Annotated in this window: 13 protein-coding genes; 6 read left to right on the forward strand and 7 right to left on the reverse strand. The window is 37.7% G+C overall.

Annotation, left to right across the window (positions count from 1 at the left end; genetic code table 11):
* Positions 1-3 precede the first annotated feature (3 nt).
* Together BM143_RS12425 and BM143_RS12430 are read left to right on the forward strand one after the other, a co-directional pair.
* On the forward strand, positions 4-1,362 hold the full coding sequence (locus tag BM143_RS12425; RefSeq protein ID WP_090024767.1) for a M20/M25/M40 family metallo-hydrolase: 1,359 nt from the start codon (positions 4-6) through the stop codon (positions 1,360-1,362).
* A 911-nt stretch (positions 1,363-2,273) separates the two neighbouring features.
* The gene (locus BM143_RS12430) at positions 2,274-2,537 is read left to right on the forward strand and encodes a hypothetical protein (RefSeq protein WP_139222034.1); all 264 of its coding nucleotides are present in this window, start codon (positions 2,274-2,276) and stop codon (positions 2,535-2,537) included.
* A gap of 569 nt (positions 2,538-3,106) precedes the next feature.
* Here the strand turns inward: BM143_RS12430 and BM143_RS12435 are convergent.
* The 6 genes from BM143_RS12435 to BM143_RS12460 all read right to left on the reverse strand — a co-directional run bounded on the left by BM143_RS12435 (position 3,107) and on the right by BM143_RS12460 (position 9,514).
* Positions 3,107-4,273, reverse strand: coding sequence for a retropepsin-like aspartic protease (locus BM143_RS12435; protein ID WP_090024769.1), 1,167 nt, complete (start codon positions 4,271-4,273; stop codon positions 3,107-3,109).
* A gap of 84 nt (positions 4,274-4,357) precedes the next feature.
* Positions 4,358-4,948, reverse strand: a complete 591-nt coding sequence (locus tag BM143_RS12440; protein WP_090024770.1) for a hypothetical protein — start codon at positions 4,946-4,948, stop codon at positions 4,358-4,360.
* 72 nt (positions 4,949-5,020) lie between these two features.
* A complete protein-coding gene (locus BM143_RS12445; RefSeq protein ID WP_185116548.1) occupies positions 5,021-6,061 on the reverse strand; it encodes a peptidylprolyl isomerase in 1,041 nt (346 codons plus the stop codon).
* Positions 6,062-6,142: 81 nt separating this feature from the next.
* On the reverse strand, positions 6,143-6,655 hold the full coding sequence (locus BM143_RS12450; protein ID WP_034727537.1) for an FKBP-type peptidyl-prolyl cis-trans isomerase: 513 nt from the start codon (positions 6,653-6,655) through the stop codon (positions 6,143-6,145).
* A 400-nt stretch (positions 6,656-7,055) separates the two neighbouring features.
* Positions 7,056-8,336, reverse strand: coding sequence for a spondin domain-containing protein (locus BM143_RS12455; RefSeq protein ID WP_185116544.1), 1,281 nt, complete (start codon positions 8,334-8,336; stop codon positions 7,056-7,058).
* A gap of 104 nt (positions 8,337-8,440) precedes the next feature.
* The gene (locus BM143_RS12460; RefSeq protein WP_034727533.1) at positions 8,441-9,514 is read right to left on the reverse strand and encodes a branched-chain amino acid aminotransferase; all 1,074 of its coding nucleotides are present in this window, start codon (positions 9,512-9,514) and stop codon (positions 8,441-8,443) included.
* Between the two features lie 85 nt (positions 9,515-9,599).
* Between BM143_RS12460 and mnmD the strand changes: the two genes are divergently transcribed.
* Both mnmD and BM143_RS12470 read left to right on the forward strand, forming a co-directional pair.
* A complete protein-coding gene (gene mnmD / locus BM143_RS12465) occupies positions 9,600-10,319 on the forward strand; it encodes a tRNA (5-methylaminomethyl-2-thiouridine)(34)-methyltransferase MnmC2 (RefSeq protein WP_090024772.1) in 720 nt (239 codons plus the stop codon).
* A 78-nt stretch (positions 10,320-10,397) separates the two neighbouring features.
* Positions 10,398-10,814 (forward strand): NUDIX domain-containing protein, encoded by a 417-nt coding sequence (locus tag BM143_RS12470; RefSeq protein ID WP_090024773.1) that lies wholly within the window; start codon positions 10,398-10,400, stop codon positions 10,812-10,814.
* Positions 10,815-10,845: 31 nt separating this feature from the next.
* Here the strand turns inward: BM143_RS12470 and BM143_RS12475 are convergent, their stop codons facing one another.
* The gene (locus BM143_RS12475) at positions 10,846-11,550 is read right to left on the reverse strand and encodes a DUF4294 domain-containing protein (RefSeq protein ID WP_090024774.1); all 705 of its coding nucleotides are present in this window, start codon (positions 11,548-11,550) and stop codon (positions 10,846-10,848) included.
* A 51-nt stretch (positions 11,551-11,601) separates the two neighbouring features.
* Between BM143_RS12475 and chrP the strand changes: the two genes are divergently transcribed.
* Together chrP and rpe are read left to right on the forward strand one after the other, a co-directional pair.
* Positions 11,602-12,675 carry a chryseobasin maturation metalloprotease ChrP gene (gene chrP / locus BM143_RS12480; protein WP_090024775.1) on the forward strand — a complete coding sequence of 358 codons (1,074 nt, stop codon included), beginning with the start codon at positions 11,602-11,604 and terminating at the stop codon, positions 12,673-12,675.
* 89 nt (positions 12,676-12,764) lie between these two features.
* A complete protein-coding gene (gene rpe, locus BM143_RS12485) occupies positions 12,765-13,415 on the forward strand; it encodes a ribulose-phosphate 3-epimerase (RefSeq protein WP_034727525.1) in 651 nt (216 codons plus the stop codon).
* Positions 13,416-13,435 lie beyond the last annotated feature (20 nt).

Raw genomic sequence — 13,435 nt, forward strand, 5'->3', positions numbered from 1 at the left:
AATATGAAAAAGATAATTGGAACTTCATTATTATTTTTAGGGATGGCTGCTTTTGGCCAGTCGAAAGAAGATTCGATACAGTTCAGTAAAATTTCCACGGAAATTCTAAACAACGGAAAAGGCTACACAGAGCTTAGGGAATTAAGCAAAAACATCGGCCATCGTCTCAGCGGTTCCGCAGCGTATGATAAAGCCGTAAAATGGGCAGAACAGAAGCTTCGTGATGCCGGTGCCGATAAGGTATGGCTTCAGGAAGTAATGGTTCCCGTATGGACGCGGGGAAAAGAATCCCTGCAGATTAAAACAGCAGACGGAAAATGGAAAAACCTGAAGATGCTTTCATTGGGAAACTCTGAAGGTACGGGCGGAAAAGATGTTTCCGGTGAGATCATCATCGTGAAATCTATGGAGGAATATGACAAGCTTTCATCAGATCAAGTAAAGGATAAGATCGTGTTCTTTAACTACCCTTTTAATCAGTCTTTTGTGGAAACATTCAGAGGCTACGGCGATGCTGCAAAATATAGGGTAACTGCTGCTTCATTAACGGCTAAAAAAGGCGGAAAATTCGCCATCGTGAGATCCTTGTCTTCAGCTTTTGACGATGTTCCGCACACCGGAGCGATGCGTTATGAGGATAAAGTGTTAAAGATTCCGGCTATAGCTATAGGAAGTACAACGGCAGACGAACTTGAAGCCCTTTTAAAAACACAGAAAATTACCGCAAAACTGAACTCCAATTGCGGAATGAAGGGTGAGAAGCTCTCCCACTCTGTGATTGGCGAAATAACGGGTAAAAAAGACCAGAGCGTCATTGTAGTCGGAGGACACCTGGATTCATGGGATGTAGGTGAAGGAGCACATGATGACGGAGCTGGAATTGTTCAGAGCATTGAAGTTCTGAGAACGTTTAAAAAATTAGGTCTTAAAAACAATCATACGATCAGAGTTGTTTGCTTCGCTAACGAAGAAAATGGCGTAAAAGGCGGTATCCAGTACGGAAAAACAGTAAAAGAGAAGAACGAGAAACATATTTTTGCCCTGGAATCTGATGCCGGAGGTTTTGCTCCAAGAGGTATTGCCCTGGAAATGGATGATCAAAAAAGGAATCAGATCAAGAGCTGGGCTGGATTGTTCCTGCCATATGGCGTTTACAATTTTGAAGGCAGATATTCAGGAACGGATATTTACCCGCTTCACGATATGGGAGTTCCTACCGCTGAATTAGTTCCGGATTCCCAGAGGTATTTCGATATCCATCATACAGAAGAGGATACTTTCGAAAAAGTGAACAGAAGAGAGCTTCTTCTGGGTGCCACGGCTATGACCCAGATGGTTTATATGGTTGATAAAAACTGGTAGGATTTTTCCTTTAAAATACTTTTGCCTTTACAAGTGAAAGATGTTGTCAACAAGTTGATTTTGATAAAGCTAGTGGCTTTTCAGGATTAACTTGTTGATTTTTTTATTTAATCTGTATGTGAAAAATCTCCCGCAGATTCCTCAGATCGTGCAGATTCTATTATTGTGAATATAAAAATCTTTGATTTTTAAAAGACTTATGTGAACTTCCTGTTTTCAAAGCATTCACTTTAAAATAACTAAAGTGTCAAAAAACTTTTGTGGCTTTTGTGGTTAAATAATCTCCCAAACTTATACAATTCCTACTTTTTAAATTCCTTCATCATTCTTCTGTATTTGAATTCATAAAGATAGCTTTTCCAGTAATACCTTAATCCATCAAAAGATTTTCTATTTTCTTCTAAACTTTCCGGAGTCACTTATGATAGATTTATGCAAACTTAAAGTTACTTAATCATAAAAACAAGTTAAAAAATTCACTTTGGCATGAAATTCGCAAGCTAAATCATTGAAAAAAAATTATTTAAGCACAAACGATGAGAAAAGGTTACCGCGGAATATTCAGTTTCCGCTGAGCCGGAATAAGGCTATCATCATATCTGATATAGTCCTTTTTTCTTAGATACCGTATACAACGGAAGAGATAATCCTCTTATCAATTCCATTTTACGATGCAAACTGTGTACGGTGTCAAAGCTCATGAATCCTTTGTCGGGATTCAATACTGCTTTTAAATTAAAATTTTCTGGGTAACTTAAAGTATACCCTGATGTAAGACAATCAAACGGCCATATGATCATGACCTTAGCCAAGTACAACCATGATCCGTGCGCTATTAATGTATAACGGAATAATTCCGGACCGTTCTATGAAAGAACGGAAAACAGATGTATAACCCTTAAAAAGAGATTATGATGAGAGATTTTTTTGAAATGATTTTTAAGAGAAATGAAGATGCCGCAAAAATGAATATCTGGAGCCTTATGCTTCTGCTAAGCTTTGCTGTTTTTTCCGTATTGGTATATTTTATATATGCTACCAAACCAGGCTTTAACAGCTTAATAGTATATCTTACTGCATTTGCAGCATATCTGGGCTTTGGACTTGTATTTATCAGCTCCCTTACCAGAAAAATGAATTCTTCCCAAATGAGGAAGAAATCCAGACACGCATAACTTTAATTTCAATTTTACTAGAAAACCGTTCAATGATTTTGAACGGTTTTTTTATTGATCCACAGTTTTATCGTGACTTGCCAATATTTAATCTCGCCCAGATTTTCCAGATTGACTTATTTTAAACCGTTAAGATCAATGAAGATGATAAGGAAAATTAAGAAAAAAATCAAACGATTTTTTAAGCGATTCCACTTAAAGTAAAGCTAATCCTAAACACTATTAAAAGCTTAAAAACCTAATGGTTAAAATTTAAAACAATCTGTAGAATGTAAAAATTTTACCGTTTTTTTCAACCACAAAAGTCACAAAAGTTTTTAATCTTAAACACTTTAGAGCACTTTAGTCTTATAAGTTTTATCATCCTGAAAACAATAAGTTCACATAAGCCGAAAATCAAAGATTTTCATAAGAACTTAAGTGTACTTTCTATGCGCAATCAATTCAACTTCAAAATCACTAAAGTGTTTCTAAGCTTTTGTGACTTTTGTGGTTAAAATTATTTAGCCCAAAAAATCATACACACACCAACCCTAAAACTCTAAGACACTCAAACTCTCCCACTCCAATCACACTTTCAGAAACTCCTTCTTCTCCAGTTTCACTTCCATCACCTTTCCGTCTCTTCTGATCTTCACATTGATGGCATTCTGCCCACTTTCAACTCTGTTGAGGAAATAGTGGCAAGCACCGTCTTTGTCCAGATTTTCCAGATTGGTATTGTTGATACTGATGATCGCATCTCCTACTTTCAGTGGAAAGTTCTCTTCCTGGAATACGAAAGCAACGGTAGGCTTTGCATCTATAAAGCGGTATCCGAAGCCGAAAGACTCCAGTTTGGCGGGTTCATTTTTAATGCGTTTCATGTAGATTTTATTTCCGGTCCAGTCGAGGATGAAAATAAAGTTTTTAAAGAAATCATTTCCGATCAGGCTTGTGCTTCCGGTAGCGATGATCTCATTTGAAAAGCTTTCGTTTCCCAAAGACAAACCTGCTGTCCTGAAAATATAGCCCGGAGCAGGCTTTGCAGCCCCGTAAGCGCCGACTGAGTTCGTTCCGTAGACTTCTACGCTCTTTAACGCTTTTTCTGCGTTATATGCGTTGTCTGCGATTTTTAATCTTCCGGAAAATCCGGTATCAAAAGTGAGATCAATTTTTTTGCCCTGTAAATCGGTTTCTACGACAGGGGTTTTCTGCGCTCTAGGGCTGAAAGGAATGACAATATCAAAGTCTGCAGGATTAAACTGAGCAAGATCTTTTGACGCTTCCATTGAGTTTTCTGAGTAATTGATTTTCCAGAACAGCTTCGCCATTTGGTTGGCTCCCAGAATGCCGTCTATTTTAAAACAGCTCAGTTCCGAAATACTGAAATCCATCACCACAGCTCCTACATCCTTGAAAACAGCTTTGTCAACGGTCATTTCCGGCAGAATGGTAAAAATCTGTTCGTGTTTGTTTTTCTGTGAATCCTTTACGGTACTTCTGTGTTTTTTCTCCAGTCCCAGTTCAGTATAAACCGCTGTAGAAATAACGGTGGGAGCTCCTGTATCAAACAAAAAATTGTATGATTTCCCGTTGATGCTTACCTGTACAAAAGGCAGATCATTGGCAAATTTCAGGTTAATCTTTTCTACCGGATTCTGAAGCTGTACTTCCCCGCTTCTGAAAAATTTCTTCCCTTGGGCGGAAATGGTGGTTGTGGAGAGAATGATAAGGGTGTAGAGGATTTTTTTCATGTGGATAATTTACCACGAAAATAGTGTTTTTCATTATTTACTAAACAATAAAACAACACAATCAGATATTTTTTATAAAATATTTTAAAATTTTTGGAAAATTTTTTCTGGCAAAATATTTACCAATTCTTCTTTATACTTTTCATCTAAAATTAAAAATTTCCAATCTTTTTCGTTCTGCGATATAGCACATGCTTTCATTTTTGCATTAATTAAATAATAATCTTCTTTATCAAAATATTGAATATTATCTTTCCCATACTTGGCTTTCAATGCTAAATTAATCTTTTGTTTTGCAACTTCTGCATTCGGTATTAAACTCCACTGCACTTGAAATTTCATTTTGAAAGAGTAGTTGGCTATTGAAAAAAATTCATCATTTATTTTTTCAGGTTTTTCAATGTCGTCTATTTTAAAATCGCTAATATCAACCATAAAAGCCGGATTGTTATAGGCCATGTTCAACATATCGATCACATGTTCCTTAGTAACTTGGTTCAGATATTTTGGATAAATAAAATTTACAGCATTTTCTATTCTCTTTGATTTTATATTTTCTATAAAAGCTGTCAGTGATTTCCTGATATCCTGTTTATAATCAACATTCTGTCCCTTAGTACATGATACTATTGAAAAGAAACAAATCATCAGTATAAATAATTTTGTTTTCATCATTTAACAAATTTACAAATTGGATTATTAAAAAAGCCGTCCTCACGGACGGCTTTCAATATTTTAAATTCTCAATTACTGTACTTTCACAAGCTCAACATCGAAAACTAACCAGGCGTTTGGTGGAATAACACCTCCTGCTCCTCTTTCTCCGTAAGCCATTGCTGGTGGGATCAATAAGGTAGCTGTTTCGCCTTCTTTAAGCAATAGGATTCCTTCATCCCATCCTTTGATTACTCTTCCCATTCCGATTGGAATTTCGATAGGCTCGTTTCTTTTGAATGAAGAATCGAATTCTGTACCGTCGATTAATTTTCCTGCATAGTGTACAGATACATTGTCACCAGATTTAGGAGCTTTTGCACCTGCTACTGTTTTTGTGATTTTGTAGTATAATCCTGATTCAGTTTTCTGCATTCCAGCTTTAAGGTCTTCAACCATTTTCTCCTGGTTAGCTTTGAATTCTTCTTCTTTTTTCTTTCTGTCAGCTTCTTCTTTAGCGATATAAGCTTTATTGTTTTCTGCGATTTTAGCTTTTCCTTCTGTGAAAGTTTTTGCTGCATCGTAGTTTTTGTACGCATCACCTTTTCCGAAAATAGAAACTTTCTCTAAAACGATATCTGTTTTAGGCTTGTCCTGAGCTCCTTTTTCTACGTTAGCGATTGCATCGATTACATCGTTACCTTTCACTACTTTTCCGAAGATCGTGTGTCTTCCGTCTAACCAAGGAGTAGCCACTTCAGTGATGAAGAACTGAGAACCGTTTGTGTTAGGTCCCGAGTTCGCCATAGAAAGGATTCCTTTTCCTGTATGTTTAAGGTCGTTTTTCTCGTCCTCGAATTTATATCCGGGATCTCCCATTCCTGTTCCCTTAGGATCACCTCCCTGGATCATGAAATCTTTGATCACTCTGTGGAAAATAGTTCCGTCATAAAAAGGAACGCCTTTCGCCTTAGCTTTGTTATCTATTTTCCCTTCTGCAAGACCGATAAAATTGGCTACAGTTACTGGTGCTTTTTTGTCTTCGAACTGCACGATCAGGTTTCCTTTAGAAGTCTGAAGATTTGCATAAAGTCCGTCATTAAGACCTTCGTAAGTTTCTTTGTCTACGTTCATTTTTTTATAGATTGGGGTACAACTCATCAGCGAAATACTTGCCGCTGCCAGAATTATATTCTTGTTAAACAATTTCATTATTTATAGAGCTTTTAATTTTATGATTAATGGTATATCGTTGTCTATATTCTTTTCGTCTCCAAAAGTCCCGTAGGCCAGTGAAGAAGGCACCAAAAGCGTTACTTCCTCTCCATCATGCATAAAGCGCAAAGCATTCTCTACCGCTTTCAGTTCATCAAAATGCCCGAATCTGGCATCTCTTCTTTCAAAAGGTTTATCGTAGATCTTGGTTTCATCAAAATCATACAGATCATAAGAATAAGAAATCGGCGTATCATCCGCTCTTCTTGTTCTCTGATCAAAACCTTCAACCGTTACCCAGTAATTAAGCTGTGTAGGATAATACTTCACAGACTGACCTTTAATCCAATCCTGAATCTGGCCTCTTTCTATGGTATTCAGATTCCTCATCCTTTCCTTGGAAACATCCAGATCTTTCTGGCTCAATACTCCGCCAACGGGAGGATGTGCCTCGGGTGCTTTCCGGTTGCAGCTTAGCAGGCATACTGCTGATATGAAGAGTAATTTTTTCATAAACTTTTGCGAAAATACGCATTTCGGGGAAATATTGTTCAATCGGTTTTAAAAAATTTTGGAGAAAATGGTGAAGAATTTGCGGGGGAATGAGATTATGGGAGATTTAAGGATTAAAAAAAATTAACCACAAAAGTCACAAAAGCTTAGAAAACACTTTAGTAATTTTTAAAGTTAATAGATTGCGCACGGTAAGTACACTAAAGTTCTTATGAAAATCTTTGATTTTCGGCTTCTGTGATCTTATTGTTTTCAGGATGGTAAAACTTTTAAAACTTAAGTATTCTGAAGTGTTTAACATTAAAAAACTTTTGTGCCTTTTGTGGTTAAATTAATGAATTATTTAAAACAAAAAATCACCCCGTAAAGAGGTGATTCTATATTTTGAGTATTGAAGTATTTATTGAATGGTCACTTTAATCATCTGTGGCAGAGAAGGAAGTGTATTGAATGGATTCGGGTTGGCTAGCTGCTGTACCGGAAGGCTTTCCGTCTGTGCCGGCTGAGATCCGATATGTGCACCTGGGTAAGAACTTATCAGAGTTCCACTGTCAAAAAGCCCCATGATAGAAGAGATATCACCTCTTGTCGAGCCGTCTACCCCATTATTGGTGGTTGCTGCAAACCAGTCATTGGATTGTCCGTACATCGTTACCAGTGCAATACGGTCTCCTTTACGGGCAGAAATGGTTTGGGATACTTTCCCTCCGTTTTTCCCGTCTATTCTGGGCTTTAAAACAGTATTCGCAGGATCTTTAAGAACAAATACTTCTTTTACACCTGATTTGGTTTTAAGGAAATTCGCCAGAATGTCCGCATTCCCCTGTTGGGAAAGTTCCTTCAGGCCTTGTCCGCGATCATTCTCTCCTGTTTTAAAAATAGGGCTCTCATTACCGCTGTACACTACGACCAATACTGGTGAAAACGGAGAATTTGGTCCTGTAATTCCGGTAAGATATTGGGTTAAAGCAGTAACTTTTCCTGTTTCAGCAAGATCTGTCAATCCGTTGGCTGATAATTTACCCGGCGTAAAAATAGGATCTTCTTTTACAAGTGTACTTCCTGAGCTATGAGATACCGCCCAGACTCCCGCACTGATAGGCGTTTCATTGGCTGTGCCGCCAGAGGTATTAGTTAATTTTAAAGTGAATTTCGTGCCTCCGTCATGGGTAAGCTCAGCTTTCAGAAATTGTGAAGCAGGAATGCCTAATGCAATTTCTGAAACATTTAATTGTGGAGATTCTGCTGTTCCCGGAGGAGTAAATGGGGCTGCAGGAGCCTGATTGACACGTGTCCCGTTATCCCAGAGTCTGATCTGTGAAGACACATTCCCGGTTACCGGATCTCCGTTATCCTGATACAGTTTTATCCCCGGGTTAGAAGGAGCAAAAAAAAGATCATAGCTCTTTCCGTACATCGCTGCAAAACTTATGGCCTGCCCTTTTCCTGCATAAAAACTAAAAGAAGTGGATTCTCCAGGATTAAGAACAGGAGATGACCCCGCATTCTGGAAAGTTCCGAACTGTGATAATGATTTACCTTCAATGATATTTTCTACGGTGATTACGGCTGATTCATTGACTGCCATTTCTCCATCATCATCAGTGCTGCACGAAGAAAAAGCTAAAACGCTCATTAAAGAAAGCAGACCAAGAGGTCGTTTGAACTTTACAAATTGCATAGTATTCTAAATTTTCTGAAAAATTACCAATATTTAACGAGAAAATAAAAAAACCGGCAGAATAAATTTCCGCCGGTCCTATATTGAATCAAATAATGCTTATATTAAACAGTCTCCAAAACATCTTTTTCAACCACAACTCTCCATCCGAAAGGATCTTCGCTAAGGTTGTTCTGAAGGTCTGTAAGATCTTTTTTAAGTAGAGCTGCATAGCTTTCCTCATCAGATAATCTTGGAAGTTCAAGCTTCACACCTTCATGTCCTAAAGCCTGGAATATAGTAGTTACCACTGCTGTTCCTACTCCCCAAACTTCTTTCAATGTTCCGTTTTTCTGAGCTTCTACCACAGTTTTCACTGCTACAGGCTCTATTTTCACTTCAATTCCTCTTTTCTTAGCCAATTGGATGAAGCTGTCTCTTGTTACTCCGTCAAGGATTTTTTCAGAAGTTGGTGGCGTATAGATCGTATCGTTAATTCTTACAAATACGTTCATGGTTCCACTCTCTTCGAAATATTCGTGGGTAGCATCATCTGTCCAGATGATCTGCTCATATCCTTCTTCGATAGCAAGCTGTGTAGGATAGAAAGAAGCGGCATAGTTACCTGCTGCTTTAGCTGAACCTACTCCTCCGCTGGCTGCTCTTGAATAATGATCTGAAATTTTTACAGAAACAGGTTCTGAATAATAGCTTTTCGCCGGTGTTGCCACGATGGCAAACATATATTTATTGGCAACTCTTGCTTTTAATGCTTCTTCCGTAGCAAAAATCAAAGGTCTGATATATAAAGACATTCCTTCTCCCTGAGGAATCCAGTTTCTGTCGATATCTACCAATGCCTTTAATCCGTCTAAAAACATTTCCTCAGTTACTTCAGGCATGGCCAGACGGCTTGCTGATTTATTGATGCGTTCAAAATTCTTTTCTGGCCTGAAAAGGAAAACCTGCCCGTCTTTGTCTTTATAAGCTTTCATACCTTCAAAACAAGCTTGTCCGTAGTTCACACCCATCATGGCCGGAGTAAATGGTATAGGACCGTAAGGAACCAATTTTACATCACCCCATTTTCCATTTTCATACTCACATATCACCATATGGTCAATAAAAGTACTTCCAAATGAAAAATTGTTCGGATCAAAGTCCGAAAGTCTGGAGTTTTCAGTTTTTTGAATTATCATTTTTAAAAATTTTTACGATGTTCTACAAATTTAACATAATTTTCTAAATATAAAAATTTTGGAGTAAATTTGACAAAAAAATAGCTTGAAAAGAGAGATTAAAACCACAAACGACGGTAGTAAAACATTGTTTATCAATGATTTAAATGAAAACTACCATTCTCATCATGGAGCGCTTCAGGAAGCAGAACATGTGTTTATCAAAAATGGATTAAATCAATTAAATGATTGCGAAATTAATATTTTAGAACTCGGTTTTGGAACAGGTTTGAATGTTTTGGTAACAATTAATGAATATTTAAAAACTGACAAAAATCATGTCATCAACTATTTTTCGCTGGAAAAATACCCCATAAATGAATCTGAAATTAATGATTTGGCCTACTTTGAGCATTTTGATAACCCGGAATTCAAAAATATTTATCAAAAAATTCATCAGGCTGAATGGGGAAAATCCACAGAAATCATTAGTGGTTTTAATCTAAAAAAGATAGAATGTGACTTCTTTGACCTGAAAACCAAAGACTTACCAAAAATCAATCTTGTCTATTTCGACTGTTTCGGAGCGAGAGTACAGCCTGACCTTTGGGAAAAACCTCTGTTTGAAATGGTTTCCGACAAAATGTCCGTTAACGGTTTGTTAACAACTTACTCTTCTAAAGGAAGCGTCAGAAGAATTCTTCAGGAACTGAATTTTAAAGTAGAGAAGAAACAGGGACCACCGGGAAAACGCGAGATGATTAATGCTATCAAAATGGAAGACCCGGAAAACATTGAAAGCCAGGAAGTGAAAGCAAGTCTATAAACCTATAGATAAATTTGCAGATTGCTGTATTGGCCCTTTCCACTTATTTCCTTATTTTAGCTATACAAAATATTATATATGATTGACAAGATCAACATTAGAGTGTATGCGTGTGCAGTAAAAGATAAAAAAGTACTGACCCTGTTTGAAGAATATGCCGGTGAACCTTTAATGAAATTTCCGGGAGGAGGTCTGGAATTCGGAGAAGGCCTTATAGAATGTCTTCACCGTGAATTTGATGAAGAGCTGAATGTAAAGATAGAAGTGGTGGAACATTTTTATACACAGGAAGACTTCCTGGTATCCCGTTTCAGAGAAAATGAACAGTTGCTTACCATATATTATATAGTAAACATCACTACCGAAGAAGATTTCCTTATCCTTGATCCGTGTATTGAAAAAACAGAATGGATTGACATCGATACACCGGACAATCCTTTTCCGCTTCCGATCGACAGAATTGTATTCGATAAACTAAAAGAAAAATTCCTGTAAGCAGCTTACAGGAATTTTTATATGTATTCTTTTATTTTCTGACTTTAAAATCATTGGCTCCAGGATAAGGTTGTAAATATCCTGAATTCCAGTTGGACTGCAGCAACGACTCTATAAACTCGTCTGTTCTGTTCTTGTGCGGATTATACTGGTCTTTCAGATCAATATCTGCCATCTTCCCTTTTACATTCCACCAGAAAGCACTCCATCCGCCTCTCATTTCTTTAATAATCTCATACACGTTTTTTCCGGTTGCCCTGTTCATCAACTTGGCAAAAACCTGGCCTTCTGTAGTCGTAAGATCTCTAAGCTGCTTTTCATACTGATCGGCAAGCATATTCTGTCTTTCCTTTACAAATTTTCTTTTGGCTTTGCTGTCCATATCAGTCATATCAGCCTGAATGTCTCTGTACTGCTGAAGTGCAGTGACAAACAGTGGATACACCCTGTTCAGCTTTTTATTAAGGAAATAGTAGTAATTTTTATCCAGCTGATTATTAAACCGCGGTTTATTGACAAGAATCAACTCATCAAGCACTACTACAGGTTCACCGTTAATTTCATAAACCTTGATCTTTTGACGTTCATCATAATAGTACTTATTACCGAACTCATCAGTTTTTAAAGATTCAGCAGGATATTGGTTAAGAGGTTTTGCTACAATAGAATCCTTCTGACCAAAAACACTGACTCCCAAAAAGAAGATAAAAAGACAGACAATCTTAGTAAAATTCATTATTTTTACACTTATAATAACAAAAATTACACGCAAAAATCATTCCCTTTTATGAAATTTGAAAAGAAATCTTTAAAATTTTTAGAAAATTATCTAAACACTTCTTCGCCAACAGGTTACGAACATAAAGGACAAAAAATCTGGATGGACTACATCAGACCTTATGTAGATAAAATTGAAGTGGATCATTATGGAACTTGCTATGGGATAGTGAATCCGGAGGCCGAATTTAAAGTAGTGATTGAAGCTCATGCTGATGAGATCTCATGGTACGTAAATTACATTACAGATGAAGGATTGATCTATGTAATCCGAAACGGAGGCTCAGATCAGACGATTGCCCCATCAAAAGTCGTTCATATCCATGGTGAAAACGGAATTGTAAAAGGAGTCTTCGGATGGCCTGCAATCCATACCAGAACCAACCAAAATGAGCCGGTTCCAAAAATCGAAAATATCTTCATCGACTGTGGTGCTGTTTCCAAGAAGGAAGTAGAGGAAATGGGAATTTATGTAGGATGCATGATCACTTACCCAGACGAATTCTTTGAAATGAATGACAGATATTTCGTTTGCAGAGCATTGGACAACAGAATCGGAGGTTTTATGATCGCAGAAGTAGCCAGACTTTTAAAAGAGAATAAGAAAACGATTCCTTTCGGACTGTATATCACCAATTCCGTACAGGAAGAAGTGGGCTTATATGGAGCAGATATGATCGCCGACACCATTAAACCTAATATCGCCATCGTTACAGACGTGACCCACGATACCACTACTCCAATGATCGAGAAGAAAAAAGAAGGTGACCAGAAGTGTGGCGACGGACCTGTGGTTTTCTTTGCACCAAGCGTTCATCATACGATCAGAGAGCTGATTATTGACACAGCAAAATCTAAGAAGATCCCATTCCAGAGAGCAGCTGCCAGCAGATCTACAGGAACCGACACTGATGCCTTTGCCCACTCTAACGGCGGGGTACCAAGTGCATTAATTTCCCTACCTTTGCGCTATATGCATACAACGGTGGAAATGGTATCCAAAGAAGATGTAGGCAACGTGATCAAGCTGATCTATGAAACGCTTCTGAAGATTAAGCCGGAGATGAAACTGAAGTATCACTAATAAAGACACCAGATTTCAGACATCAGATAACAGACTTTAAGAGTCTGACATCTGATATCTTGCATCTGACATCTAAAATAAAAGTAAAAATGAAAACGAAGCTTATTGCTCCTTCCCTTTTATCCGCAGACTTCGGGAATCTGCAAAGAGACATTGAAATGCTGAACAATTCCCAGGCAGACTGGTTCCACATCGACGTGATGGACGGAAGATTTGTACCCAACATTTCATTTGGTTTTCCGGTCATGAAAACGGTTCAGCAGCATGCTAAAAAATTCGTGGATGTTCATTTGATGATCGTAGAACCGGATCAATATGTAGATGAATTCATCAATCACGGTGCAGACCTGATCTCTGTACACTATGAAGCATGTACGCATCTTCACAGAACGATTCATCATATTCAGAGCAGAGGCGCAAAAGCAGGTGTTGTTCTAAACCCATCCACGCCGGTATTGATGCTTGAAGATATCATCGCTGATGTAGATCTTGTTCTTTTGATGAGTGTAAATCCGGGATTCGGAGGACAGAAATTCATTGAAAACACGTACAAAAAAATTGCGGAAACCAAGGATCTTATCCTGAGCAATAATTCTACAGCTTTAATTGAAATTGATGGCGGAGTTAATCTTGAAAATGCCTCAAAACTATTCGAAGCAGGTGCAGACGTACTTGTTGCCGGAAATGCAGTGTTCTCTGCAGAAAGCCCGGAAAGAACTATTGAATTATTAAAAATTTAAAAGTTTTTAAACATACTCAT

It is taken from the genome of Chryseobacterium oleae (genome assembly GCF_900115055.1).
In the GTDB taxonomy this organism is placed as follows: Bacteria; Bacteroidota; Bacteroidia; order Flavobacteriales; family Weeksellaceae; genus Chryseobacterium; species Chryseobacterium oleae.

Coding starts and splice junctions, on each gene's coding strand:
- BM143_RS12425 (WP_090024767.1), top strand. CDS start 4: ATGAAAAAGATAATTGGAACTTCATTATTATTTTTAGGGATGGCTGCT.
- BM143_RS12460 (WP_034727533.1), bottom strand. CDS start 9,514: ATGATAATTCAAAAAACTGAAAACTCCAGACTTTCGGACTTTGATCCG.
- BM143_RS12475 (WP_090024774.1), bottom strand. CDS start 11,550: ATGAATTTTACTAAGATTGTCTGTCTTTTTATCTTCTTTTTGGGAGTC.
- BM143_RS12435 (WP_090024769.1), bottom strand. CDS start 4,273: ATGAAAAAAATCCTCTACACCCTTATCATTCTCTCCACAACCACCATT.
- chrP (WP_090024775.1), top strand. CDS start 11,602: ATGAAATTTGAAAAGAAATCTTTAAAATTTTTAGAAAATTATCTAAAC.
- BM143_RS12440 (WP_090024770.1), bottom strand. CDS start 4,948: ATGATGAAAACAAAATTATTTATACTGATGATTTGTTTCTTTTCAATA.
- BM143_RS12455 (WP_185116544.1), bottom strand. CDS start 8,336: ATGCAATTTGTAAAGTTCAAACGACCTCTTGGTCTGCTTTCTTTAATG.
- rpe (WP_034727525.1), top strand. CDS start 12,765: ATGAAAACGAAGCTTATTGCTCCTTCCCTTTTATCCGCAGACTTCGGG.
- BM143_RS12450 (WP_034727537.1), bottom strand. CDS start 6,655: ATGAAAAAATTACTCTTCATATCAGCAGTATGCCTGCTAAGCTGCAAC.
- BM143_RS12445 (WP_185116548.1), bottom strand. CDS start 6,061: ATGAACGTAGACAAAGAAACTTACGAAGGTCTTAATGACGGACTTTAT.
- BM143_RS12470 (WP_090024773.1), top strand. CDS start 10,398: ATGATTGACAAGATCAACATTAGAGTGTATGCGTGTGCAGTAAAAGAT.
- BM143_RS12430 (WP_139222034.1), top strand. CDS start 2,274: ATGATGAGAGATTTTTTTGAAATGATTTTTAAGAGAAATGAAGATGCC.